Origin of the sequence: Bacillus cabrialesii (assembly GCF_004124315.2) — a bacterium.
Classification (GTDB): domain Bacteria; phylum Bacillota; class Bacilli; order Bacillales; family Bacillaceae; genus Bacillus; species Bacillus cabrialesii.
In genome coordinates this window covers 2,216,638-2,237,831 of sequence record NZ_CP096889.1, presented here as the reverse complement: position 1 = coordinate 2,237,831, position 21,194 = coordinate 2,216,638, and the positions used below count along the sequence as shown (strand labels likewise).

Below are 21,194 nucleotides of genomic sequence, written 5' to 3'. Positions count from 1 at the left end.
ATACCCCCTTCCATTAGCCTGTAATGGAACGGCTAGAATAGGGAGGGAATGGATATGGAGATACATACATATGAAAAGGAATTTTTTGATCTTTTAAAAAGAATCTCACATTATAGCGAAGCAGTTGCGTTAATGCACTGGGACTCCAGAACAGGCGCGCCAAAAAACGGCTCAGAGGACCGGGCCGAAAGCATCGGCCAGCTTTCAACAGATATATTCAATATCCAGACGTCAGATCGAATGAAGGAGCTAATCGATGCTCTGTATGAACGATTTGATGACCTGTCTGAAGATACGAAAAAGGCGGTAGAGCTGGCGAAAAAAGAGTATGAAGAGAATAAAAAAATCCCTGAGGCTGAATACAAGGAATACGTGATTCTGTGTTCAAAGGCAGAAACCGCGTGGGAAGAAGCGAAAGGAAAATCTGATTTCAGCTTGTTTTCACCCTATTTAGAACAGCTGATTGAATTCAATAAACGATTTATTACGTATTGGGGTTATCAAGAGCACCCTTATGATGCCTTGCTTGATTTGTTTGAACCGGGTGTCACGGTAAAGGTGCTTGATCAGCTGTTTGCTGAGCTCAAAGAAGCGATTGTTCCACTCGTTAAACAAGTGACAGCTTCCGGAAATAAACCTGATACAAGCTTTATTACAAAAACGTTCCTTAAAGAAAAGCAAAAAGAGCTCAGCCTGTATTTTTTACAGGAGCTTGGCTACGATTTTGATGGCGGACGGCTTGATGAAACGGTTCATCCGTTTGCGACCACGATGAACCGCGGAGACGTTCGGGTTACGACGAGATATGATGAAAAAGATTTCCGTACGGCAATCTTTGGCACCATTCATGAGTGCGGCCACGCGGTATACGAGCAAAATATTGACGAAGCACTGAGCGGCACGAACTTGTCAGACGGCGCATCAATGGGAATTCATGAATCTCAATCATTATTTTACGAGAATTTTATCGGCCGCAACAAGCATTTTTGGACGTCGTATTATAAGAAGATTCAAGAAGCATCATCTGAACAGTTCAAGGATATCTCTCTGGATGATTTTGTCCGGGCAATTAATGAATCAAAACCTTCATTTATCAGGGTTGAAGCGGATGAATTAACGTATCCTCTCCATATTATCATCCGATATGAGATTGAAAAAGCGATTTTCAGCAATGAAGTGTCAGTGGAAGAACTGCCATCGCTTTGGAATCAAAAATATCAGGATTATTTAGGGATTACACCGCAGTCGGATGCAGAGGGGATTTTACAAGACGTCCATTGGGCAGGAGGAGATTTCGGCTACTTCCCATCCTATGCGCTCGGTTACATGTATGCGGCTCAGCTGAAACAAAAAATGCTCGAGGATCTTCCAGAGTTTGATACTCTCTTGGAAAGAGGAGAATTTCATCCGATAAAACAATGGCTGACGGAAAAGGTACACATTCATGGAAAACGGAAAAAGCCGTTAGATATTATTAAAGATGCAACAGGAGAAGAACTGAATGTACGCTATTTGATTGACTATTTGTCAAATAAATATTCAAATCTTTATCTGGCGTAATCAAAAGCCTGGCGGCGCGGCTGTCAGGCTTTTTAGTGCAAAAAAACATAAAATACGAATGATTAACTAGAAAATAAAAATAAAGTTCGGAAATTTTTATTTTCTCCTATGCAAGAGATTAGAATCTTGATATAATTTATTACAATATCATAAGAACACTCATATAATCGCGTGGATATGGCACGCAAGTTTCTACCGGGCACCGTAAATGTCCGACTATGAGTGAGCAATGAGACCGCACGTGTACGGTTTTTTGTTATATCAGCATTGCTTGCTCTTTATTTGAGCGGGCAATGCTTTTTTTATTCTCATAACGGAGGTAAGACAGGATGGAAGCACTGAAACGGAAAATAGAGGAAGAAGGCGTCGTATTATCCGATCAAGTATTGAAAGTGGATTCCTTTTTGAATCACCAAATTGATCCGCTGCTTATGCAGAAAATCGGTGACGAATTTGCTGCCAGATTTGCAAAAGACGGTATTACCAAAATTGTGACAATCGAATCTTCCGGAATCGCTCCCGCAGTGATGACGGGCTTGAAGCTGGGAGTGCCGGTCGTCTTCGCGAGAAAACATAAATCATTAACACTTACCGACAGCTTGCTGACAGCGTCCGTTTATTCCTTTACGAAGCAGACGGAAAGCCAAATCGCAGTCTCGGGAACCCACCTGTCAGATCAGGATCATGTATTGATTATCGATGATTTTTTGGCAAATGGACAAGCAGCGCATGGGCTCGTGTCGATTGTGAAGCAGGCGGGAGCTTCTATTGCGGGACTTGGCATTGTCATTGAAAAGTCATTTCAACCAGGAAGAGAAGAACTAGTGAGCCTTGGCTACCGAGTGGAATCTTTGGCAAGAATTCAATCTTTAAAAGAAGGAAAAGTGTCCTTCGTACAGGAGGTTCATTCATGAAAAACGGTTTCGGAAAAACGCTGTCTTTAGGAATACAGCATGTGCTCGCCATGTACGCCGGTGCCATTGTCGTTCCCCTGATCGTCGGAAAAGCGATGGGCCTGACTGTCGAACAGCTGACTTACTTAGTATCGATTGATATTTTTATGTGCGGTGTGGCTACACTTCTGCAAGTGTGGAGCAACCGATTTTTCGGGATCGGGCTTCCGGTTGTGCTTGGCTGTACATTTACAGCTGTATCGCCGATGATTGCGATTGGATCTGAATACGGGGTCTCAGCAGTCTACGGAAGTATTATCGCTTCAGGTCTTCTTGTCATTCTTATTTCATTTTTCTTTGGAAAGCTTGTATCGTTTTTTCCGCCGGTCGTGACAGGCTCAGTTGTTACGATTATCGGTATTACCCTTATGCCTGTAGCTATGAATAACATGGCCGGCGGTGAAGGAAGTGCAGATTTCGGAGATCTTTCCAATCTTGCTCTCGCCTTTATCGTTTTGAGTATCATAGTGCTCCTATACCGTTTTACGAAAGGCTTTATCAAATCCATCTCAATTTTGATCGGTATTTTGATTGGGACCTTCATCGCTTATTTTATGGGAAAAGTTCAATTTGATAACGTTTCGGACGCGGCAGTTGTTCAAATGATTCAGCCGTTTTACTTCGGAGCGCCGTCTTTTCACGCAGCACCTATCATTACGATGTCCATCGTTGCGATTGTCAGCCTTGTGGAATCAACCGGTGTTTACTTTGCCTTAGGTGACCTGACGAACCGCCGTCTGACAGAGAAAGATTTGTCTAAAGGCTATCGCGCTGAAGGGCTGGCTGTGCTTTTGGGCGGTATATTTAACGCTTTTCCTTACACAGCGTTCTCTCAAAATGTCGGGCTCGTGCAGCTCACAGGAATCAAGAAAAATGCCGTAATTATTGTCACGGGTGTGATCTTAATGGCATTTGGGCTGTTTCCGAAGATCGCTGCTTTCACAACCATTATTCCATCAGCTGTTTTGGGCGGTGCAATGGTGGCGATGTTTGGAATGGTGATCGCTTACGGAATCAAAATGCTCAGCCGCATTGATTTTGCAAAACAGGAAAATCTGCTGATTGTTGCCTGCTCCGTGGGTTTGGGTCTTGGTGTGACAGTTGTGCCGGATATTTTTAAGCAGCTTCCGAGTGCCCTAACACTCCTTACAACAAACGGCATTGTCGCCGGCAGCGTTACTGCAGTCGTCTTGAATATTGTATATAACGTATTTTCTAAAGCTGAAAAAAAAGAACAAAAAGCTGATGCCCTTGAGCAAAAAACAGCAGTCTAAACTCCGCCGCGGCGGAGTTTTTTGTATATATAAAAGATCATTGCGGCACAATGTATGCAAAGAGGTGATCGCATGGCGTTTATTTTATCCATCGGAACAAGCCTTCCGGCGTACAATGTAAACCAGGAGAAGGCGGCCGAGTTCGCCCGCTGTATGTTTCAGCATTCCTTTAAAGATATTGACCGGCTGTTAACCTCCTTTAAAAACGGGCAAATTCAATCGAGACAATTTGTCAAGCCGATTGAATGGTATAAAGAGGGTCACAGCTTTGAAGAAAAAAATCAAATATACATAGAAGAAACGCTTAAGCACAGCAGAGAAGCTGTTCGCGAGTGTCTCTCTCATCCTGAATTTTTTCAAGAAGCCATCCCTTATGAGAAAGTGGACGCTGTTTTTTTCGTCTCCAGTACGGGCCTTTCCACCCCGAGCATCGAGGCGCGGCTCATGAATGAACTTCCGTTTTCTCCATATACAAAGCGTATCCCAATATGGGGTCTCGGCTGTGCGGGAGGAGCCAGCGGACTCGCGCGCGCAGCAGAATACTGCAAAGCGTACCCTGAGGCTTTTGTGCTTGTCATTGCTGCTGAGCTGTGCAGTCTGACATTTCAGCCGAAAGATAAAACGAAAAGCAATCTGATTGGCACCTCGCTTTTTGGTGACGGCATTGCAGCAGCCTTATTATGCGGAGAGAAGGCTGACCGCACGATGTCAAAATTGAAGCTGATGCCGAAGACAACGGATTCCCAATCTGTTTTGATGAAAGAATCCGAAGATGTCATGGGCTGGGACTTTACTGATCAAGGGTTCAAAGTCATTTTCTCAAGAGATATTCCAACTTTAGTGGAAAAATGGCTTAAAACAAATGTGCAGGTTTTTTTGGACAAACATCAGCTGTCATTCAGTGATATCAGTGTTTTTTTGGCACATCCAGGCGGAAAAAAGGTGATCGATGCATACAGCAAAAGTCTTGAACTATCACCAGAAAAGCTTTCATCTGCACAAAACATCTTACAAAAGCATGGAAATATGTCTTCAGCCACAATATTGTATGTGATCAAAGATCATCTGCTGAATGGACATAAACAGGAAGCTGAACGGGGTCTGATTGGCGCATTAGGGCCGGGATTTTCATCAGAGCTGCTGTTATTCAGCTGGGAGAAGGGGGCTTGATTCATGTTTTGGTTGTTAATCGTCATTCTCATTGCACAAAGAGCAGCTGAAATGGCAGTAGCCAGGCAAAATGAACAAAAGGTAAAGCAACAAGGGGCAATCGAATTCGGCGAGAGCCATTATCCGTATATCATCATTATGCATATCCTTTTTTTTCTATCTTTAATTGCAGAAGTGCTGCTGATGAATAAACAGCCGTCAAGCTGGTGGATCGGTATCGCTGCGACTATAGTAAGTGTGCAGGCAGTACGCTATTGGGCGCTTTGTTCCTTAGGAGCCTATTGGAATACGAAAATTCTTGTCATTCCAGGTGCGGAGCTTGTGAAAAAAGGCCCTTATAAATGGATGAAGCACCCAAACTATACCGTTGTTATATTAGAAATCTTATTGATTCCGCTACTGTATCAAGCGTACATTACCATGTGCCTGTTTTCCGTTGTCAATGCCGTGTTGTTAACAGTCAGAATTCGTACAGAAGACAAAGCATTAGAGGAATACAGCATAAAATAGAGATTGAAAATCATTCTCATCCATGTTAAAATGATTATGAAAAAGATTCTCAATCAGGATGGTGAAGCAAATGACGATGCTGTTTTTGCTTGGTGCGGTCTGTACATATAGTGTGTTAATTGGTTTTGTATTAAAAGGAATCTCAAATAAATCTGTTTCATGAATCTGGGACTTGTTAAAGTTGCAGATTTTCTTTTATAGAAGCTGCCGTCATGGCGGCTTTTTTCTATTCTCTTAAAGAAATTTGGCTCATTCTTGTGTAAAATGAAAGAGGATGTATTCAGATCTTTCGAAAAAGATTCACAATTGAAACGGCACAAAGGGGTTCAGACTTATGACAGAACATAACAGAAAAGAGCTTTTGCACAAAACTGGGGAACTTTATAAGCAATTGAATGAGAATAAAGATGAACAAAGGGCTGCTAAGCTGGCTGCGGTCATGCAAAAAGCGGCTGATGAAGAGGTTTATATCGCGTTTACCGGGCATTATTCAGCGGGCAAATCGTCCTTGCTGAACTGCTTGTTAATGGAGAATATTTTACCGACAAGCCCGATCCCGACAAGTGCTAACCTTGTTGTGATCAGAAACGGGGAAAAGCGTGTACGGCTTCATACAACAGACGGAGCATGCGCTGAGCTTGAGGGGGCGTATCAGAAAGACAAGGTGCAGCAATATTGCAAAGACGGCGAGCAGATTGAAAGCGTTGAAATTTTTGACCGGTATACTGAGATCGATCCCGGGGTTGCGTATATTGACACCCCTGGAATTGATTCAACTGACGATGCCCATTTCCTGTCGGCGGCTTCTATTCTCCATCAGGCGGATGCGCTGTTTTACGTTGTTCACTATAATCACGTGCACGCTGAAGAAAATGTAAAGTTTCTCAGGTCGATAAAAGAAAGCATTCCGAATGTGTACTTTATCGTCAATCAAATTGACCGCCATGATGAGACGGAGACAAGCTTCGTAGACTATAAAGCGCAGGTAGAGGAGATGCTTTGCAATGAAGGCATTCCAAAGGAAGCGCTCTATTTTACGTCAGTGACAGAACCAAACCACCCGTTTAACCAGATGGGGGCCCTGAGAGAAGAATTAAAAAGAATCGAACAGCAAGCCAAAAACAATTTGCAGACTTTAACAGAACAAAAAGTCCGCAATCTGCTGAAGGAACATACGGAAATGCTGTTAAAAGACGAAACAGACGGTCCTGGCTTTGCTGAACAGCTTGACACACAAACTGAATTGGTTCAATCGATTCGTGATCAATTGGATGAGGCGGCAAAACAAGCGACTGAGGCAGAAAACAAGATGAAGGAAGAAGTCAATCGCATTTTAAAAAACGCCAACCTGACGCCTTTTGAAATGCGTGAGCTGGCAGCTGCATTCCTAGAATCGAGGGAGCCTTCTTTTAAAACCGGTTTTTTCTTTTCGAAAGCAAAAACGGCACAGGAAAGAGAGAAAAGAAGAAGTGCTTTTTTCTCTGATGTGACAAAACGAACAGAGGCTGAAGCGGATTGGCACATGATTGACACCTTTCATAAACTCGCCAAGGCATTTGATGTTCATACAGCCGAAAGTGAAAAGCTGATTCAGGCCTATCACACTCCGCTTGAAATTGACATCATTGAGCTTGCTGTCAAACAAGGTGCAGCTTTTTCTTCTGAATATGTGCTGCAATATACAAAAGACTTGGCAGAGCTCATCCGCAAAGAGGCGAAAAGAAAAGCGGGCGACATCATAAAGGCGCTTTCCGCGATGGTGAAAGAACGTGTTTCCAATGACTTGCAAACGATCAACGGCCGGCTGATCCAGGAATCAGAAAAACTCGTCCTTCTTCAAGAACGGGCCCGTTTAGAAAATAATGCCCGCGAGAAAGCCGATCGTATGTGGGCCATTTGGAAAGAGGAGTCCGTATGTCCAATGCATATAGACACCAACTGGTTTAAACCGAAGAAAAAAAAAGTGGCAGCTCCCGAACAAAAACGAAGCCAAGGCAAGCAGACGCAGCAGCCGATGCAGAAACAAAAAATCAAATTGGAACAAGAACTGCCGCTTCAAGACCAAATCGAACGCTTTTACACATTGTCTGGCCTTTTAGGTGAATACAGCATGTTGTCAAAGCAAACTGCAGCCTTTCGAGAAAGAATTAAAAGGCTTGAAGAACGGAAATTTACTCTTGCTCTCTTTGGAGGCTTCAGCTCAGGGAAATCATCTTTTGCCAATGCGCTAGTCGGCGGAAGGGTGCTGCCTTCTTCGCCAACGCCAACTACAGCAACAATTAACAAAATCACAAAACCAACCAATGACAACTTCAACAAAACCGCGGATGTGGTGTTTAAGACGGAGGATGACATAACGGCTGACATTCTGCAGCTGACTGGAATGCAAAAAGAACCAGCAGGCCGTTCTTTCACAGAGAAGTGGGAAAAGGCAGTCAAAAAAAGCAGGCTGCAGGAAGAACACGTGAAATTGATCAGCAATTTCCTGCTTGCATACGAAAAGTATCAGCCATATATACAGGAACAAAAGACATTAACGATTCCGCTGTCTGAATTAAAGCCGTATGTGGCAGAGGAGGAAACGGCCTGCGCTGTGAAAGAGGTAACGGTCTATTATACATGCCCGATCACTGAAAAAGGGATTACGATCGTTGATACGCCCGGCGCGAGCAGCATGAACAAACGGCATACAGAGCTGGCGTTCCAATATATTAAAGATGCCGATGCGTTTTTTTATATGACGTATTATCAGCACTCCTTCTCGAAAGGAGACCGTTCATTTTTGCGAAAGCTAGGGCTGGTAAAAGAATCGCTCAGCATGGATAAAATGTTTTTCGTCATTAATGCAGCGGATCTTGCGAAAGATAAAACAGAGCTGGAAACAGTGACCGATTATGTCAGCGCAGAGCTTGTAAAAGAAGGGATTCATGATCCGCAGCTCTTTACCGTGTCTAGTAAGGAGGAACTGCTGGGAAAACAGGAATCATTTTATAATCAGTTTCCAAAAGTGAGAAAACACTTAGATCGCTTTATCGAAGTGGATGTAAAAAAAGCGTCAGCTGCACAGCTCAGTTCGGAAGCAAACAAACTATGCGAAACTGTTTTCCAGCTTCACCAATCCCAGCATCAGTCCAAGGAAGAAAAGGAAGCGCAGAAACAGCGCCTTATTTTGTCGTTTGAACGGACAGCAGCTGAAATCGAGAAACGCCGGAGCTCAGAAACCATCATTGAGAAAGTAAAAAAAGACACAAAAGAACAGCTTTATCACATTACACAGCGCTTATCCTTTTTTTCGAATGATTTATTAAAATCGGCATTTCATCCGGGGCTTCAGAACGGGGATTGGAAAAAGAACGTCGGTAAGGCAATGAAAACCGCATTACATGAATATCAGTTTGAATATGTTCAGGAAATCAAAACACTTGATGTTCGCATGAGCGGTTTTATTGAGCGGCATATCGCGGAAGAGTGGCTGGAAAGCTTTCAAAAAACATTAAACGAGGACGGTTATTTTTCCATTTATGCGGGGGAAAAGCATTCGAACGGCATACAGTTGAAGGAAGTTGAACCTGATATAGATGAACGTGTCTTTGAACAGGAACAAAAAGAAATCAAAACACCAAAACACTTTTTTGAACAGAAAGGAAAAGCGGCCTTCATCGAAGCTGTGCGGACGAAACTCAATAAAATCACAGAGCATTGGGTGACAAATGAAGAAGAAAGCCTTATTTCTCATTATACAGATCACCTCAGACGCTTGCAGGAACATATGGCTGACAAAGCAATGGAACAAATAAAGGATCAAAAAGATACGTATTTAGAAGGATATGCAGATGGGGAACACGCGAAAGAGATTGAAAAGGCATACCAAGCTTGCATCTCTTGGCAAAGATCATCCAATACAATAAAAATGTAAAAATTCAGTTGGCTTGTATTTCAAGTCATGATAGACTAAATAGAAAAAAGCGAGATGAACGATTCATGTCAGAGGTACATAAAGCAATTTCAGCACATTCATCAAAACAGCACGAGCATATCAAAGCATTTATGCGTTTAGAAAACATGCGTGAAATCGCCATTGAAGAAGCGGTTTCGAAATGCAAAAACGATGAGCCTTTTACGACAGAGGCGATTAATGAAATTACCGAGCAAATGAATCAGCTCGCAAAAAAGGGCATCGTACCGACAAGACGCCTTGTATCAAAAGAAATGGTCAAGGAATACGTCAGCCGTATGTAAGCTGGATGAACCTGTCGCGAGTGAATCTTCTGCCGGAAGCATATACTATATGTATCCGACGTAAGGGGGGATTCATGTTGGGCAGAACAAAGCTGGGAAACAGAAACGCACAGGCGAATAACAATGCAAAAAAGAAAAACGGATTTCAAACCCATTTTGACTCTTACGCAGGACGCGAAGCTGAAAAGCTGATCGCCAGTAACAAAAGACACAACGATTGATCATGCACAAAACAGTATCTCTGATTACAGAGATGCTGTTTTTTATTTTTGCGCTGCTTTATGGTAAAATAGAAGGAATGAAAGAAGAGGGAGTTATCTTATGAAACATAATAAACTATTGCTAGTTGACGGCATGGCTCTTTTATTCAGGGCGTTTTTTGCCACGGCCGTGCATCGCAACTTTATGATAAATGACAGCGGAGTGCCGACAAACGGTGTCAACGGATTTTTAAAGCATTTGATCACAGCTATGGAAACATTCCAGCCGACACACGTCGTCTGCTGCTGGGACATGGGAAGCAAAACGTACCGAAATGACATGTTCCAAGATTATAAGGCGAACCGCAGCGCACCGCCTGTGGAGCTGATTCCGCAGTTTGATTTAGCAAAGGAAGCGGCAGCTGAGCTTGGGATTATGAATATCGGTTTTGCCGGGTACGAAGCGGATGATTGTATCGGAACTCTTGCCGCTTTGTTTGCGGATGAAGCCGACATTACGATCGTAACAGGGGACAGAGATTTACTTCAGTTGTTAACGGATAAAGTAAGCGTGGCCCTGCTCCAAAAAGGAATTGGAAATTATAAAGTCTATACAAAAGAGACGTTTTATGAAGAAACTGGTGTCCTGCCGAAGGCTTTGATTGATATTAAAGCGCTTATGGGTGATTCCAGTGATAACTATCCTGGCGTTAAAGGGATTGGAGAAAAAACAGCCTACAAACTGATTCGTGAATATGAAACGATTGACCGTTTATTAGAGAATCTTTCTCTTCTTCCGAAGGGACAGCAGGGGAAAATTCAGCAAGGTTTGAGCGATTTGGAGATGTCGAGGAAGCTTGCTGAAATTCATTGCTCTGTGCCGCTGGTCTGCACACTGAGAGACGCTTTATTTACCCTGCAAATGGAGCAGGCGGCTGACATGCTTCGCCGCCACCAAATCAAAGGAATTGAGCGTATGCTCGAAAAGCTGAACGCTAGAGAGATCGTATAAGATCTTCTCTAGCGTTTTGTATTGCTTTTTTTGGCTCTTTCCTCAAGCTCTGTTTTAGGGTCAGTATGTGTATTGCCTTCCAGATCGCCTTGCGGAGTCACACCGCCGGTCAGCCGGCCTTTATCTTTCTTTTTCATATTTGTTCACCTCGCCATTAGGATGAACAAATGATCGAGATTTAATTCTTATCATTCAGCCGAATCGCTTCTTTTGCCAGCTGATCGGCTTTTTGGTTTTGCTTGCCCGGTATCCATTTGATGAAAAAAAGAGGGAAGGCCGCTTTTAATCGGATAATTTCTTCCACGTACGGGTGAAACAGTTTATTTTTAACCATTTCAAGCTCAGCTGCGCGTTCCACAATATCTGAATCGGTTCGAAAGGAAACAGATTGATACCCGCGGCTTGCACATAGCCTCATCCCTTCAATTAATGCAAGAAATTCCGCTTCCTGGTTTGTATGCAATCCGATTGGAATAGAGAAGGCTTCTGCTTTTCCTTCGTGTTTGATAAAAATGCCGATACCGGAAGGCCCGGGATTACCGGCGCTTGCGCCGTCTACATATATTTCTGTTGGCATTATAAGCTCCTTTCATCATTCGGTATCATTTTTTTGGCTGCATAAGCATAAGGCAATGAAATCAAAGATACCGCAAACTTAATCAAATATGTAGAAATAAAAATATGAAACCAAACGCCTGCCGGATAAATGCCGAAAAAAGCGACACCAGTAAATATAAATGTATCAAACAGCTGACTGACTGCTGTACTGCCGCCGTTTCTAAGCCATAAAAGCCGATCTGAAGGAAATATCCTTCTAATCGCCGAATATACATAAACATCCAGCGTTTGGCTGAAGATAAAGGCAAGCAGACTTCCTAACGCGACTCGTGGAAGGAATCCGAAAATCGTTTCCAGCGCTGTTTGTGACATGTCGCTGGAAGCCGGATCGAAAAGCAGCACGCCCTGCATGACAAATGTCAGAGTCAGAAGCGTTGAGAATCCGAGCCATACCGCTTTTCTGGCTTCAGCAGGTCCGTATTTTTCATTCAGCACATCTGTCGCAAAAAAGATTGTGCCGTACATCACATTCCCGAGCGTTGCTGTTAGGCCAAACAGTTCGACTGTTTTGACGACTTGAAGGTTGGCGCAGACTGTCGCAAAACCGATCCAAACAAATAGTCCCATTTTGCCAAATCCTTTATAAAATAAAAGAACAATGATAAAATGAATGATCGCAAAAATGATCCAAAACGAATTATTAAACAAAATGAAAAAGCTTCCTTTCCGGGGTAAGATTGGTTTGATTATAGCACAAGCCCGGCTACTAATGAATGGTAAGGTGATTGTAATGAAACTCAGACCGCATATGAAAATAGAAGCAAAAGGAACGGGATCCGTCTCATTTTTGGGCGAAGACTGGCTGACAGCACAGCAGGCACGTATGCTCGCCAGAGAACTAGGCCGTTTTCCATACATGAAAGAGCTCAAGTTCGAAGACGAGAAAGGCGGCAGCTGGACGCTGAAGGAATTGGAAAAGCTGACAGAGGAGCTTGCTCAAGAGCCTGATGACATTACTGTTTATTTTGATGGCAGTTTCGATAAGGAGAGCGAACTGGCCGGACTCGGAATCGTCATTTATTATTCATTGGGAGGAATCCGGCACCGCTTGAGAAAAAATAAAAGCTTCCGGCTGAAAACCAATAATGAAGCTGAATACGCGGCGCTATATGAAGCAATAAGAGAAGTAAGAGAGCTTGGGGCAAGCAGAAATTCAATTACGATCAAAGGGGACTCACTTGTTGTGCTGAATCAGCTTGACGGCAGCTGGCCTTGCTATGATCCGTCGCATAATGAATGGCTGGACAAAATAGAAGCACTCCTTGAATCGCTGAAGCTTACCCCAACCTACGAAACCATACAGCGGAAAGACAACCAGGAAGCTGACGGCCTCGCTAAAAAAATTCTATCCCATCAATTCGTAGAAAGCCACATGAAATTAGACCGTAACGGAGATGACGATATTGGATAAGAAAATGATCTTTAAAGAACTGACCGAACTGCAAGATGAATATTGCAAAGACTGTTTTATTAAGAAGCAGTTTCGGAAGGAATTTGGCAAAACTTATGCACATTCATTTTGTATTAATAAATGTACGGTTGGTGAAAAACTGAAAGCATACGGCGATGTCTTAACCAATCGCTAAAAAATAAAAACCGCAGAAGCTGCGGTTTTTATTCTTTGAATTCATCAAGCTGATGCTGGCTATCATCCAGCAGCTGCTGTTGCTGCTGAACAAATTCAGGATCATCGAGAGCTGCCAGCTCTTCAGATTGTGACAATTCTCTTGCATCCTCAATGGCTTGATATGCGGAATCAACTAATGTTGTGCTTTGGCCTCTTGTCGCAGCTCCTGTCGTTTTCTGCGCTGTTTCCACCGCTAGTTCCAGCTGCCGCTTATCCGTAAAGCCAGTCTGATCCTCATCATGAAATTCTGATGTCACAAAAAACACCTCCGCAATTATTTTGCAGAGTTTTTTTGAAATTTATGTACCAAAATAGAAAATAAAATGAAAATAAGCCGATATAACTATTGAACCAGAATAAATAGGACTGTTTTACTATTTGAGGTATCTTGGCAGAGAAGGGGAACGCAGCTATGGATGATAAAGACTTGAAGTCGATCCTTCACAAAACATTTATAGAAATATACAGTGATTTAGAAGAACTGGCGGATATCGCGAAAAGAGGGAAGCCGTCAATGGAGAAGCATGTTGAAGAGATTGAACAGAGGTGCAAACAAAATATTTTGGCGATTGAAATCCAGATGAAAATCAAATAGGAGAGGCGAATGCCTCTCCTCTATTTGTCATCTCATCATCATGTATTGAGTTTAGAGTTTTACAACATTAGAAGCTTGAGGTCCACGATTACCTTCGACAATTTCAAAAGAAACTTCTTGTCCTTCTTCTAATGATTTGTATCCATCTCCTTCGATAGCTGTGAAGTGAACAAATACATCGTCTCCGCCTTCAACTTCAATGAAGCCGAAACCTTTTTCGTTGTTGAACCATTTTACTTTACCGTTTTGCATATTGCTTAATTCCTCCTAGTACTGTAGCACCCGAGTGCTAAAAAAAATTTTGTCATCATTTAACTTTGATTCATTGTTAAATGATGGTTCAACTATACACCATCTGGGAGCACCCGTCAAGTTGTGAAACGGCTTATTTTTCAAAAGGTATAAAAAAATGTAACCGCTTTTATATATGGCTGAATATAAATAAGAGAGCTACACGATTTTCGTGTGCTCTCTATGAACATCATTAAGATAGCGCTTTGGCTTTTTGTTTGGCAGTCATCATTTCTGATTCCTTCAGGATATCCTCTAAAATCACTTCAGATGAGTTCTCTAAATGAAGGTCCTTAATGTTTTTCTTCATGCGCTGTAGGGTAGCTTCATCTGCGAGAAGGGAAGTGACCGACTCGAGAATCTCTTCATGACGGTTCACGACGATGGCAGCTCCGCGGTCTTCAAAGAAGTTCGCGTTTTCTTTTTCCTGGCCGGGAACAGGTTTGTACAGAATGACAGGCACACCGATGGCAGTTGCTTCTGTCAAAGTAATGCCGCCAGGTTTTGTAATCATGCAATCTGTGATTCGAAACAGCTCATCAATGCGCTCCACATAGCCAAGAACCTTTAATTTGTCACCGTTTTCTGCTTCAAGCGCACTTAAAGATTCTTTTAAAGCCGTATTTTTTCCGCACACGACAACCACTTGCACATGATCATCTTTGACAAGGTTTTCGCACAGCTCTTTTACGTTCTTTAATACACCGTGGGCGCCTGCCATGATCAGAAGCACTTTTTTGTTTGGTGAAAGACTGTACTTTTTATATATTGGCTCCACCGGCATGGATTCTTCAAATTGCGGCCTGATTGGAATTCCGGTGATTTTTACATTGCTTGGATGAGTGCCGATCTCCAGAAGTTTTTCCTTCACATAATCTGTCGCCACATAATATTTATCCACGTTCTCGTGAACCCAAATTTTATGAAGGCAAAAATCAGTCATCACGTTAAAGGTAGGGATGACTCTTCCTGTTCGGCGTCTGTATTCCGGCACGACGATCATCGGAAATGTATTAATAATAATATCGGGCTGATGTTCATCGACAAGTTCGCCCAATCGTTTATTTCCCATTTTAAAGTAAATATTGAATTTACGTTTATTATAGATTTTGTCAACTCCGTAATAAAACAAACGATAAAACTGTTTCCCGATTGAGAAGCTTTTTAAATAGAGGTATTGAGTTACCTCTGAAACAATCGGATTTGACTCTTGGTACAAATTAGAAACTGTTACATGCTGAAAGCCGAGACGCACACATTGTTCATAAAGCGTTTTGGCTACCTGCACATGTCCATTTCCGTAATTTGCAGTCAAAATTAATACTCTTTTATTGGTATTCAAGTAAATTCACCTCAATGTAATCAACAACAAGCAAGCTTCATGCATCGTAAGGAGTTATTGTCTATACATAAACATAACACAAATACATAATCGAATTATTAATGCAGTGAAAAAATTAAGCTAATTTTAAAAGATTTGGATTCCAGTATTTTAAATTTTTATTATACGCAGACTGAATCAGATGTATTTTATCATATTTTTTGCTCAGCGTATCACTAAAAATAGAAAAATTAGTCCCATTCATAAGGAGTTTCTTGGTAAACGTAATAATTCAGCCAGTTCATAAACAATAATGTCGCATGTGCTTTCCAGCGATTCACTGGCTCTTTGCTGTCTTCTGCGAAATAATGTTTAGGCGCCTCGACAGTGGAAAGGTTTCGTTCCAGATCTCTTTCATACTCTTGAAGAAGCGTATTTGTATCATATTCAGGGTGCCCTGTTAAAAAGACTTGTTTTTCGTCTTTAGACACAATTAAGCAAACCCCAGCTTCCTTTGATGCGGTAAGAATATTTAACTCGGGCGCTGCTTGAAGCTGTTCCATATTTATATCTGTATGCCGGGAATGCGGCACGTAGTATAGCTCGTCAAAACCTCTTACCAATCTTTCGTGTTTTGAAAAAACTGTATGCTCAAACACACCGAAGATTTTTTTCGGCAATTGAATTTTTTCCACACCGTAATGATAATACAAGCCTGCTTGAGCACCCCAGCAAATATGCAAGGTTGAAGTGACATTTGTTTTGCTCCACTCCATAATCTCCTTGAGCTCTTCCCAATATGAAACATCTTCAAACGCCAAATGCTCGATCGGCGCCCCGGTGATAATCATGCCGTCAAACTTCTTGTGACGGATATTGGAAAAATTCGTATAAAATTCGTCAAGATGTTCTCTTGCAGTATTCTTCGGCGTGTGTGTGCTTGGGATTAAAAATGTAAAATGAACCTGTAAAGGCGAATTTCCAAGCAATCTGAGAAGCTGAGTCTCTGTTTGGATTTTTTTCGGCATCAAATTCAATATGATAATTTTTTGCGGCCGGATATCCTGATGAAATGCTCTGCTTTCATCCATTACAAATATATGTTCACTCTCAAGCACCTGTTTTGCCGGCAGGTGTGTTGGTATATTAATAGGCAACGTGCCACCTCCATCATTTCCCCGTGTAATTTTCTTCATTATAGGAATTTTCACGCCAATTTTCAATCTATCTATAAGTGTTGAGGGGGAAACAACAGAAAACTCTTTAGATAAAACGCATAAATACACCTTTTGGTTTCACAGTAAAATGATTTTCCATGGTGTATCTTAGAAGGGAATTGTAATGTTTTATAGAATGAAAGATAAAAAATGAGCCGCGTGAATTGATAATGACAGATGTTCGCATTTTGAATTGAGATATAAAAAAGGTAAAATAATCAGCAGCAGAGACATAGGAGGGACTTAGATGTCTATATATGATATGAGGGTACGTACTATAACAGGGAAAGACATGACACTTCAGCCTTTTGCCGGAAAGGTATTGATGATCGTAAATACAGCAAGTAAATGCGGCTTTACTCCCCAATTGAAGCAGCTGCAGGAGTTATATGATACATATCAGCAGGAGGGATTGGAGATTTTAGGATTCCCCTGCAATCAATTTATGAACCAAGAGCCTGGTGGTGAGGCAGACATACAGGAATTTTGCGAAACAAATTATGGTGTGACGTTTCCTATGTTTTCAAAAGTAGAAGTGAATGGGAAAAACGCCCATCCGCTGTTTGTGTATTTGACAGAGCATGCGAAAGGGATGCTTGGGACTAAGGCTATCAAGTGGAATTTCACGAAATTTATTGTGGACAAAAACGGAGAAATCGTTGGCCGTTATTCTCCAAATACAAATCCGAAAGAGCTGGAAGACGTTATCCTGAAGCTATTAGGGCAATAAAGAAGGTGTTTTTGTGAAGGAAATGAAGCAGGCAGAGCAAATCAGGACATGGGTTCAATCTGTCCTAACTGGTGAAAGCTCTGGACATGATTGGCATCATGTATCAAGAGTTGCGGATGTTGCTGTGTATATTGGGGAAAGGGAAAACGCCGATTTGTTCATTGTCGAAACGGCGGCATTGGTTCATGATGTAATTGATGTCAAACTCCCTGACACGATCAGGCTTTCAGTGAGCGAACTTTATGAGCAGCTCGTTTTTCTCGGAGTTGGAAAAGAGGATGCTGACAAAGTGATACACATTATTACAAGAATGTCCTTTCGGGACAGGGAAAAGCTGGCGGCGGAGCCTCTCTCAATTGAAGGAAAAGCCGTACAGGACGCTGACAGACTTGATGCATTAGGTGCTGTTGGGATTGCGAGAACGTTTATGTTTGCGGGAGCAAAAGGGCACGGCCTTTATGGGGATGATCAAAGTGCCTACGCTCATTTTTTTCATAAGCTGCTGCGGCTGAAAGATATGATGAATACAGACACCGCACGGGAACTGGCAGAAGAAAGACATGATTTTATGCTTGCGTTTGTCCGCCAATTAGAAAAAGACATACCTGATATTAATGCCAAAACGTCGTAATAGAAGGCTTGGAGCGACTATGATAGAATAAGTCACAGATATTTATAGGAGGACGATCATGAAGATAAAATCAATTGAACCGACGCCAAGCCCGAATACAATGAAGGTCATCTTAACGGAAGAGCTTCCGGCGGGCAAAAGCAATAACTATAAACCGGATCAAGCAGAAGGCGCACCGCCTGTTATAGCGGAAATCCTTAAAATAGAAGGGGTTAAAGGAGTATATCACGTCGCTGATTTTCTCGCTGTTGAACGAAACGCGAGATACGACTGGAAAGACATCTTACCGCAAGTCCGCACAGCATTTGGGATGGAAAGTGCTGAAAGCGCAGAAGAAAACCGCTCTGATCAGGAGTCTTTTGGAGAGGTGAAAGTTTTTGTACAGATGTTCAGCGGCATACCTATGCAGGTCAAATTGACGGATGGGGAGCGGGAAGAGCGCTTCGGCTTGCCTGAACGCTTTCAGCAGGCGATCTTAAAACTCAGATCCGAAGCTTCAAATGTCGTGTTTGAACGGGCATGGAAAGAACAAGGCGTCAGATTCGGCGATTTTAATGAAATCGGTCATGACGTGACAGAAGAGCTTCAAGCCGCATATAGTGATGAACGGCTGAAACGGCTGACAGAAGCAGCCGTTCAAGGAAAAGGCGAAGCAAAACAATCTGTCCAGCGCAAAGCGTATAAAGTAACGCTGGACATGCTGGATGATGAGGACTGGAAAAAGCGTTATGCACATCTGGAGCAGATGGATCCGAAAGAGGAGGATATCCCGGTTTTACAGAAGGCATTGGATGATCCGAAGGTGTCTATCAGAAGGCAGGCTGTTGTGTACTTAGGAATCATTGAAACACCTGATGTTTTGCCTTTATTGTATAAAGCGCTTGAGGACAAAGCAGTCTCAGTCAGAAGAACGGCCGGAGACTGCCTGTCTGATATCGGTGACCCTCAAGCCATTCCTGCTATGATCAAATCGTTAAGCGACTCCAACAAGCTTGTTCGCTGGCGTGCAGCTATGTTCCTGTACGAAGTCGGCGATGAAAGTGCAATTGAAGCTTTGCGCGCTGCTGAAGACGATCCCGAATTCGAGGTCAGCCTTCAAGTGAAAATGGCGCTTGAACGTATTGAGCATGGAGAAGAAGCAAAAGGTTCCGTTTGGAAACAAATGACGGAGAGCAGAAAAAAAGGTGAATAAAAGAATGAAAAGGTGCAAATCATGCACCTTTTTTATGTGAATTCACTTTTTATAAAAATTATTGCGAATATTGTTGAAAAATATCCGAAAACTATTTATAGTAAGTAACAATATTAATAGTTGGAGGGTTCACATCGACAGAAAGCTATATAAATATAAAAACATGCAGGAAACAATCAAGGAGAGGGCAGCCGGATTGTCATCTATTTGCAAAAACAGCCCACAAATAAACTGAAAATTGTTAAAATAAAATCCAGTCTAACAATTGAAAGTATTTAGGAGGATCACCATGGCAGAATTACGCAGTAACATGATCACACAAGGAATCGATAGAGCTCCGCACCGAAGTTTGCTTCGTGCAGCAGGTGTAAAAGAAGAGGATTTCGGCAAACCGTTTATTGCGGTTTGTAATTCATACATTGATATCGTTCCCGGTCATGTTCACTTGCAGGAGTTTGGGAAAATCGTAAAAGAAGCAATCAGAGAAGCAGGGGGCGTACCGTTTGAATTTAATACCATCGGAGTAGATGACGGCATCGCGATGGGGCATATCGGGATGAGGTATTCGCTGCCGAGCCGGGAAATCATCGCGGACTCTGTTGAAACGGTTGTATCCGCGCACTGGTTTGACGGAATGGTTTGTATTCCGAACTGTGACAAAATTACGCCGGGAATGCTTATGGCCGCAATGCGCATCAACATTCCAACGATTTTTGTCAGCGGCGGCCCGATGGCGGCAGGAAGAACAAGTGACGGGCGAAAAATCTCCCTTTCCTCAGTATTTGAAGGGGTAGGCGCCTATCAAGCTGGAAAAATCAACGAAAGCGAACTTCAAGAACTAGAGCAGTTCGGATGCCCGACGTGCGGATCTTGCTCAGGCATGTTTACGGCGAACTCAATGAACTGTCTGTCCGAAGCACTTGGACTTGCTTTGCCGGGTAACGGAACCATTCTCGCGACATCACCGGAACGAAGAGAGTTTGTCAGAAAATCGGCTGCGCAATTAATGGAAACCATTCGCAAAGATATCAAACCGCGTGATATCATCACAGTAAAAGCGATCGATAACGCGTTTGCACTCGATATGGCACTCGGCGGTTCAACAAATACCGTTCTCCATACGCTTGCCCTTGCAAACGAAGCCGGAGTTGAATACTCTTTAGAACGGATTAACGAAGTTGCTGAGCGCGTGCCGCACTTGTCCAAGCTGGCGCCTGCATCAGATGTGTTTATTGAAGATCTCCATGAAGCGGGCGGTGTGTCAGCCGCGCTGAATGAGCTTTCCAAGAAAGAAGGAGCGCTTCATTTAGATGCGCTGACTGTTACAGGAAAAACACTTGGAGAAACCATTGCCGGACATGAAGTAAAGGATTATGACGTCATTCATCCTCTGGAGAAACCATTCACTGAAAAGGGCGGCCTTGCTGTTTTATTCGGTAATCTGGCTCCAGACGGTGCTATCATTAAAACAGGCGGCGTCCAGAACGGAATTACGAGACACGAAGGGCCGGCTGTCGTATTTGATTCTCAGGATGAGGCGCTTGACGGCATTATCAATCGGAAAGTAAAAGAAGGCGATGTCGTCATCATTCGATACGAAGGGCCAAAAGGCGGACCTGGCATGCCGGAAATGCTTGCGCCTACATCTCAAATCGTAGGGATGGGACTCGGACCAAAAGTAGCATTGATTACGGACGGACGTTTTTCCGGAGCCTCCAGAGGACTTTCAATCGGCCACGTATCACCAGAGGCGGCAGAGGGAGGACCGCTTGCCTTTGTTGAAAACGGAGATCATATCATCGTTGATATTGAAAAACGCATCTTGGATGTACAAGTGCCAGAGGATGAATGGGAAAAACGGAAAGCGAACTGGAAAGGTTTTGAACCGAAAGTGAAAACCGGCTATCTGGCACGCTATTCTAAACTTGTGACAAGCGCCAACACTGGCGGTATCATGAAAATCTAGACAGCGGGAATTACTTTCTCCTATTTTAAGTTGTGAACATTTGAAATCCGGCCCTCTCTATAGTATCCTTTACTTCAGATGAAGGATA

Annotated in this window: 25 protein-coding genes and 1 riboswitch; of the genes, 17 read left to right on the top strand and 8 right to left on the bottom strand. The window is 42.8% G+C overall.

Annotated elements, in window-relative coordinates:
* Positions 1-54 precede the first annotated feature (54 nt).
* From ypwA to exnP, 10 genes are all read left to right on the top strand, one after another.
* Positions 55-1,560: a carboxypeptidase gene (gene ypwA / locus EFK13_RS11185; RefSeq protein WP_129505375.1), complete on the top strand. Its 1,506-nt coding sequence runs from the start codon at positions 55-57 to the stop codon at positions 1,558-1,560.
* Positions 1,561-1,699: 139 nt separating this feature from the next.
* Positions 1,700-1,799: riboswitch (purine riboswitch) on the top strand.
* 90 nt (positions 1,800-1,889) lie between these two features.
* Positions 1,890-2,474, top strand: a complete 585-nt coding sequence (xpt, locus tag EFK13_RS11180; protein WP_129505376.1) for a xanthine phosphoribosyltransferase — start codon at positions 1,890-1,892, stop codon at positions 2,472-2,474.
* Positions 2,471-3,787, top strand: coding sequence for a xanthine permease PbuX (gene pbuX / locus EFK13_RS11175; RefSeq protein WP_129505377.1), 1,317 nt, complete (start codon positions 2,471-2,473; stop codon positions 3,785-3,787). Before xpt ends, pbuX begins: the two co-directional genes overlap by 4 nt.
* A 72-nt stretch (positions 3,788-3,859) precedes the next feature.
* Positions 3,860-4,957: a type III polyketide synthase gene (locus EFK13_RS11170; protein WP_240034900.1), complete on the top strand. Its 1,098-nt coding sequence runs from the start codon at positions 3,860-3,862 to the stop codon at positions 4,955-4,957.
* Between the two features lie 3 nt (positions 4,958-4,960).
* The gene (locus EFK13_RS11165; RefSeq protein WP_129505379.1) at positions 4,961-5,467 is read left to right on the top strand and encodes an isoprenylcysteine carboxyl methyltransferase family protein; all 507 of its coding nucleotides are present in this window, start codon (positions 4,961-4,963) and stop codon (positions 5,465-5,467) included.
* Between the two features lie 70 nt (positions 5,468-5,537).
* On the top strand, positions 5,538-5,630 hold the full coding sequence (gene fbpC, locus EFK13_RS11160; protein ID WP_100740084.1) for a Fur-regulated basic protein FbpC: 93 nt from the start codon (positions 5,538-5,540) through the stop codon (positions 5,628-5,630).
* Positions 5,631-5,801: 171 nt separating this feature from the next.
* On the top strand, positions 5,802-9,383 hold the full coding sequence (gene dynA, locus EFK13_RS11155) for a dynamin GTPase (RefSeq protein WP_129505380.1): 3,582 nt from the start codon (positions 5,802-5,804) through the stop codon (positions 9,381-9,383).
* A 65-nt stretch (positions 9,384-9,448) separates the two neighbouring features.
* Positions 9,449-9,706, top strand: coding sequence for a YpbS family protein (locus tag EFK13_RS11150; protein ID WP_129505381.1), 258 nt, complete (start codon positions 9,449-9,451; stop codon positions 9,704-9,706).
* Between the two features lie 74 nt (positions 9,707-9,780).
* Positions 9,781-9,927, top strand: coding sequence for a hypothetical protein (locus EFK13_RS11145; protein WP_003230761.1), 147 nt, complete (start codon positions 9,781-9,783; stop codon positions 9,925-9,927).
* Between the two features lie 100 nt (positions 9,928-10,027).
* Positions 10,028-10,918 carry a 5'-3' exonuclease ExnP gene (exnP, locus tag EFK13_RS11140; RefSeq protein WP_129505382.1) on the top strand — a complete coding sequence of 297 codons (891 nt, stop codon included), beginning with the start codon at positions 10,028-10,030 and terminating at the stop codon, positions 10,916-10,918.
* Positions 10,919-10,926: 8 nt separating this feature from the next.
* On the opposite strand, the gene sspL is transcribed toward exnP, so the two are convergent.
* The 3 genes from sspL to EFK13_RS11125 are packed head-to-tail and all read right to left on the bottom strand — an operon-like array spanning position 10,927 to position 12,184.
* Complete coding sequence (gene sspL, locus EFK13_RS11135; protein WP_010327950.1) at positions 10,927-11,055, bottom strand: small, acid-soluble spore protein L; 129 nt, start codon at positions 11,053-11,055, stop codon at positions 10,927-10,929.
* Between the two features lie 41 nt (positions 11,056-11,096).
* Complete coding sequence (locus EFK13_RS11130) at positions 11,097-11,495, bottom strand: reverse transcriptase-like protein (RefSeq protein WP_129505383.1); 399 nt, start codon at positions 11,493-11,495, stop codon at positions 11,097-11,099.
* Positions 11,495-12,184, bottom strand: coding sequence for a queuosine precursor transporter (locus EFK13_RS11125; protein WP_129505384.1), 690 nt, complete (start codon positions 12,182-12,184; stop codon positions 11,495-11,497). The genes EFK13_RS11130 and EFK13_RS11125 overlap by 1 nt, the downstream gene beginning before the upstream one ends.
* An 82-nt stretch (positions 12,185-12,266) precedes the next feature.
* Between EFK13_RS11125 and EFK13_RS11120 the strand changes: the two genes are divergently transcribed.
* Both EFK13_RS11120 and EFK13_RS11115 read left to right on the top strand, forming a co-directional pair.
* Positions 12,267-12,947 carry a ribonuclease H family protein gene (locus EFK13_RS11120; RefSeq protein ID WP_129505526.1) on the top strand — a complete coding sequence of 227 codons (681 nt, stop codon included), beginning with the start codon at positions 12,267-12,269 and terminating at the stop codon, positions 12,945-12,947.
* On the top strand, positions 12,940-13,122 hold the full coding sequence (locus EFK13_RS11115; protein ID WP_064814528.1) for a zinc-finger domain-containing protein: 183 nt from the start codon (positions 12,940-12,942) through the stop codon (positions 13,120-13,122). The genes EFK13_RS11120 and EFK13_RS11115 overlap by 8 nt, the downstream gene beginning before the upstream one ends.
* A gap of 28 nt (positions 13,123-13,150) precedes the next feature.
* Here the strand turns inward: EFK13_RS11115 and EFK13_RS11110 are convergent, their stop codons facing one another.
* Complete coding sequence (locus EFK13_RS11110) at positions 13,151-13,420, bottom strand: DUF2564 family protein (RefSeq protein ID WP_061187672.1); 270 nt, start codon at positions 13,418-13,420, stop codon at positions 13,151-13,153.
* A gap of 155 nt (positions 13,421-13,575) precedes the next feature.
* On the opposite strand from EFK13_RS11110, the gene degR reads away from it, so the two are divergent.
* Positions 13,576-13,758, top strand: coding sequence for a transcriptional regulator DegR (gene degR / locus EFK13_RS11105; RefSeq protein ID WP_129505385.1), 183 nt, complete (start codon positions 13,576-13,578; stop codon positions 13,756-13,758).
* Between the two features lie 51 nt (positions 13,759-13,809).
* Here the strand turns inward: degR and cspD are convergent, their stop codons facing one another.
* The 4 genes from cspD to metA all read right to left on the bottom strand — a co-directional run bounded on the left by cspD (position 13,810) and on the right by metA (position 16,527).
* Positions 13,810-14,010, bottom strand: a complete 201-nt coding sequence (gene cspD / locus EFK13_RS11100) for a cold-shock protein CspD (RefSeq protein WP_003230776.1) — start codon at positions 14,008-14,010, stop codon at positions 13,810-13,812.
* 15 nt (positions 14,011-14,025) lie between these two features.
* Complete coding sequence (locus tag EFK13_RS11095) at positions 14,026-14,169, bottom strand: hypothetical protein (protein ID WP_124043780.1); 144 nt, start codon at positions 14,167-14,169, stop codon at positions 14,026-14,028.
* 73 nt (positions 14,170-14,242) lie between these two features.
* On the bottom strand, positions 14,243-15,391 hold the full coding sequence (locus tag EFK13_RS11090) for a diglucosyl diacylglycerol synthase (protein ID WP_129505386.1): 1,149 nt from the start codon (positions 15,389-15,391) through the stop codon (positions 14,243-14,245).
* Between the two features lie 230 nt (positions 15,392-15,621).
* Positions 15,622-16,527 carry a homoserine O-acetyltransferase MetA gene (metA, locus tag EFK13_RS11085; RefSeq protein ID WP_129505387.1) on the bottom strand — a complete coding sequence of 302 codons (906 nt, stop codon included), beginning with the start codon at positions 16,525-16,527 and terminating at the stop codon, positions 15,622-15,624.
* A 307-nt stretch (positions 16,528-16,834) separates the two neighbouring features.
* On the opposite strand from metA, the gene EFK13_RS11080 reads away from it, so the two are divergent.
* The 4 genes from EFK13_RS11080 to ilvD all read left to right on the top strand — a co-directional run bounded on the left by EFK13_RS11080 (position 16,835) and on the right by ilvD (position 21,106).
* Positions 16,835-17,317 carry a glutathione peroxidase gene (locus tag EFK13_RS11080; protein ID WP_129505388.1) on the top strand — a complete coding sequence of 161 codons (483 nt, stop codon included), beginning with the start codon at positions 16,835-16,837 and terminating at the stop codon, positions 17,315-17,317.
* A 13-nt stretch (positions 17,318-17,330) separates the two neighbouring features.
* Complete coding sequence (locus EFK13_RS11075) at positions 17,331-17,948, top strand: HD domain-containing protein (RefSeq protein WP_129505389.1); 618 nt, start codon at positions 17,331-17,333, stop codon at positions 17,946-17,948.
* A gap of 58 nt (positions 17,949-18,006) precedes the next feature.
* On the top strand, positions 18,007-19,140 hold the full coding sequence (locus tag EFK13_RS11070) for a conserved virulence factor C family protein (RefSeq protein ID WP_129505390.1): 1,134 nt from the start codon (positions 18,007-18,009) through the stop codon (positions 19,138-19,140).
* A gap of 289 nt (positions 19,141-19,429) precedes the next feature.
* Positions 19,430-21,106 (top strand): dihydroxy-acid dehydratase, encoded by a 1,677-nt coding sequence (ilvD, locus tag EFK13_RS11065; RefSeq protein ID WP_129505391.1) that lies wholly within the window; start codon positions 19,430-19,432, stop codon positions 21,104-21,106.
* Positions 21,107-21,194 lie beyond the last annotated feature (88 nt).

Coding starts and splice junctions, on each gene's coding strand:
- exnP (WP_129505382.1), top strand. CDS start 10,028: ATGAAACATAATAAACTATTGCTAGTTGACGGCATGGCTCTTTTATTC.
- cspD (WP_003230776.1), bottom strand. CDS start 14,010: ATGCAAAACGGTAAAGTAAAATGGTTCAACAACGAAAAAGGTTTCGGC.
- ypwA (WP_129505375.1), top strand. CDS start 55: ATGGAGATACATACATATGAAAAGGAATTTTTTGATCTTTTAAAAAGA.
- ilvD (WP_129505391.1), top strand. CDS start 19,430: ATGGCAGAATTACGCAGTAACATGATCACACAAGGAATCGATAGAGCT.
- pbuX (WP_129505377.1), top strand. CDS start 2,471: ATGAAAAACGGTTTCGGAAAAACGCTGTCTTTAGGAATACAGCATGTG.
- sspL (WP_010327950.1), bottom strand. CDS start 11,055: ATGAAAAAGAAAGATAAAGGCCGGCTGACCGGCGGTGTGACTCCGCAA.
- degR (WP_129505385.1), top strand. CDS start 13,576: ATGGATGATAAAGACTTGAAGTCGATCCTTCACAAAACATTTATAGAA.
- fbpC (WP_100740084.1), top strand. CDS start 5,538: ATGACGATGCTGTTTTTGCTTGGTGCGGTCTGTACATATAGTGTGTTA.
- EFK13_RS11120 (WP_129505526.1), top strand. CDS start 12,267: ATGAAACTCAGACCGCATATGAAAATAGAAGCAAAAGGAACGGGATCC.
- EFK13_RS11145 (WP_003230761.1), top strand. CDS start 9,781: ATGTTGGGCAGAACAAAGCTGGGAAACAGAAACGCACAGGCGAATAAC.
- EFK13_RS11150 (WP_129505381.1), top strand. CDS start 9,449: ATGTCAGAGGTACATAAAGCAATTTCAGCACATTCATCAAAACAGCAC.
- EFK13_RS11070 (WP_129505390.1), top strand. CDS start 18,007: ATGAAGATAAAATCAATTGAACCGACGCCAAGCCCGAATACAATGAAG.
- EFK13_RS11130 (WP_129505383.1), bottom strand. CDS start 11,495: ATGCCAACAGAAATATATGTAGACGGCGCAAGCGCCGGTAATCCCGGG.
- EFK13_RS11080 (WP_129505388.1), top strand. CDS start 16,835: ATGTCTATATATGATATGAGGGTACGTACTATAACAGGGAAAGACATG.
- EFK13_RS11170 (WP_240034900.1), top strand. CDS start 3,860: ATGGCGTTTATTTTATCCATCGGAACAAGCCTTCCGGCGTACAATGTA.
- dynA (WP_129505380.1), top strand. CDS start 5,802: ATGACAGAACATAACAGAAAAGAGCTTTTGCACAAAACTGGGGAACTT.
- EFK13_RS11165 (WP_129505379.1), top strand. CDS start 4,961: ATGTTTTGGTTGTTAATCGTCATTCTCATTGCACAAAGAGCAGCTGAA.
- xpt (WP_129505376.1), top strand. CDS start 1,890: ATGGAAGCACTGAAACGGAAAATAGAGGAAGAAGGCGTCGTATTATCC.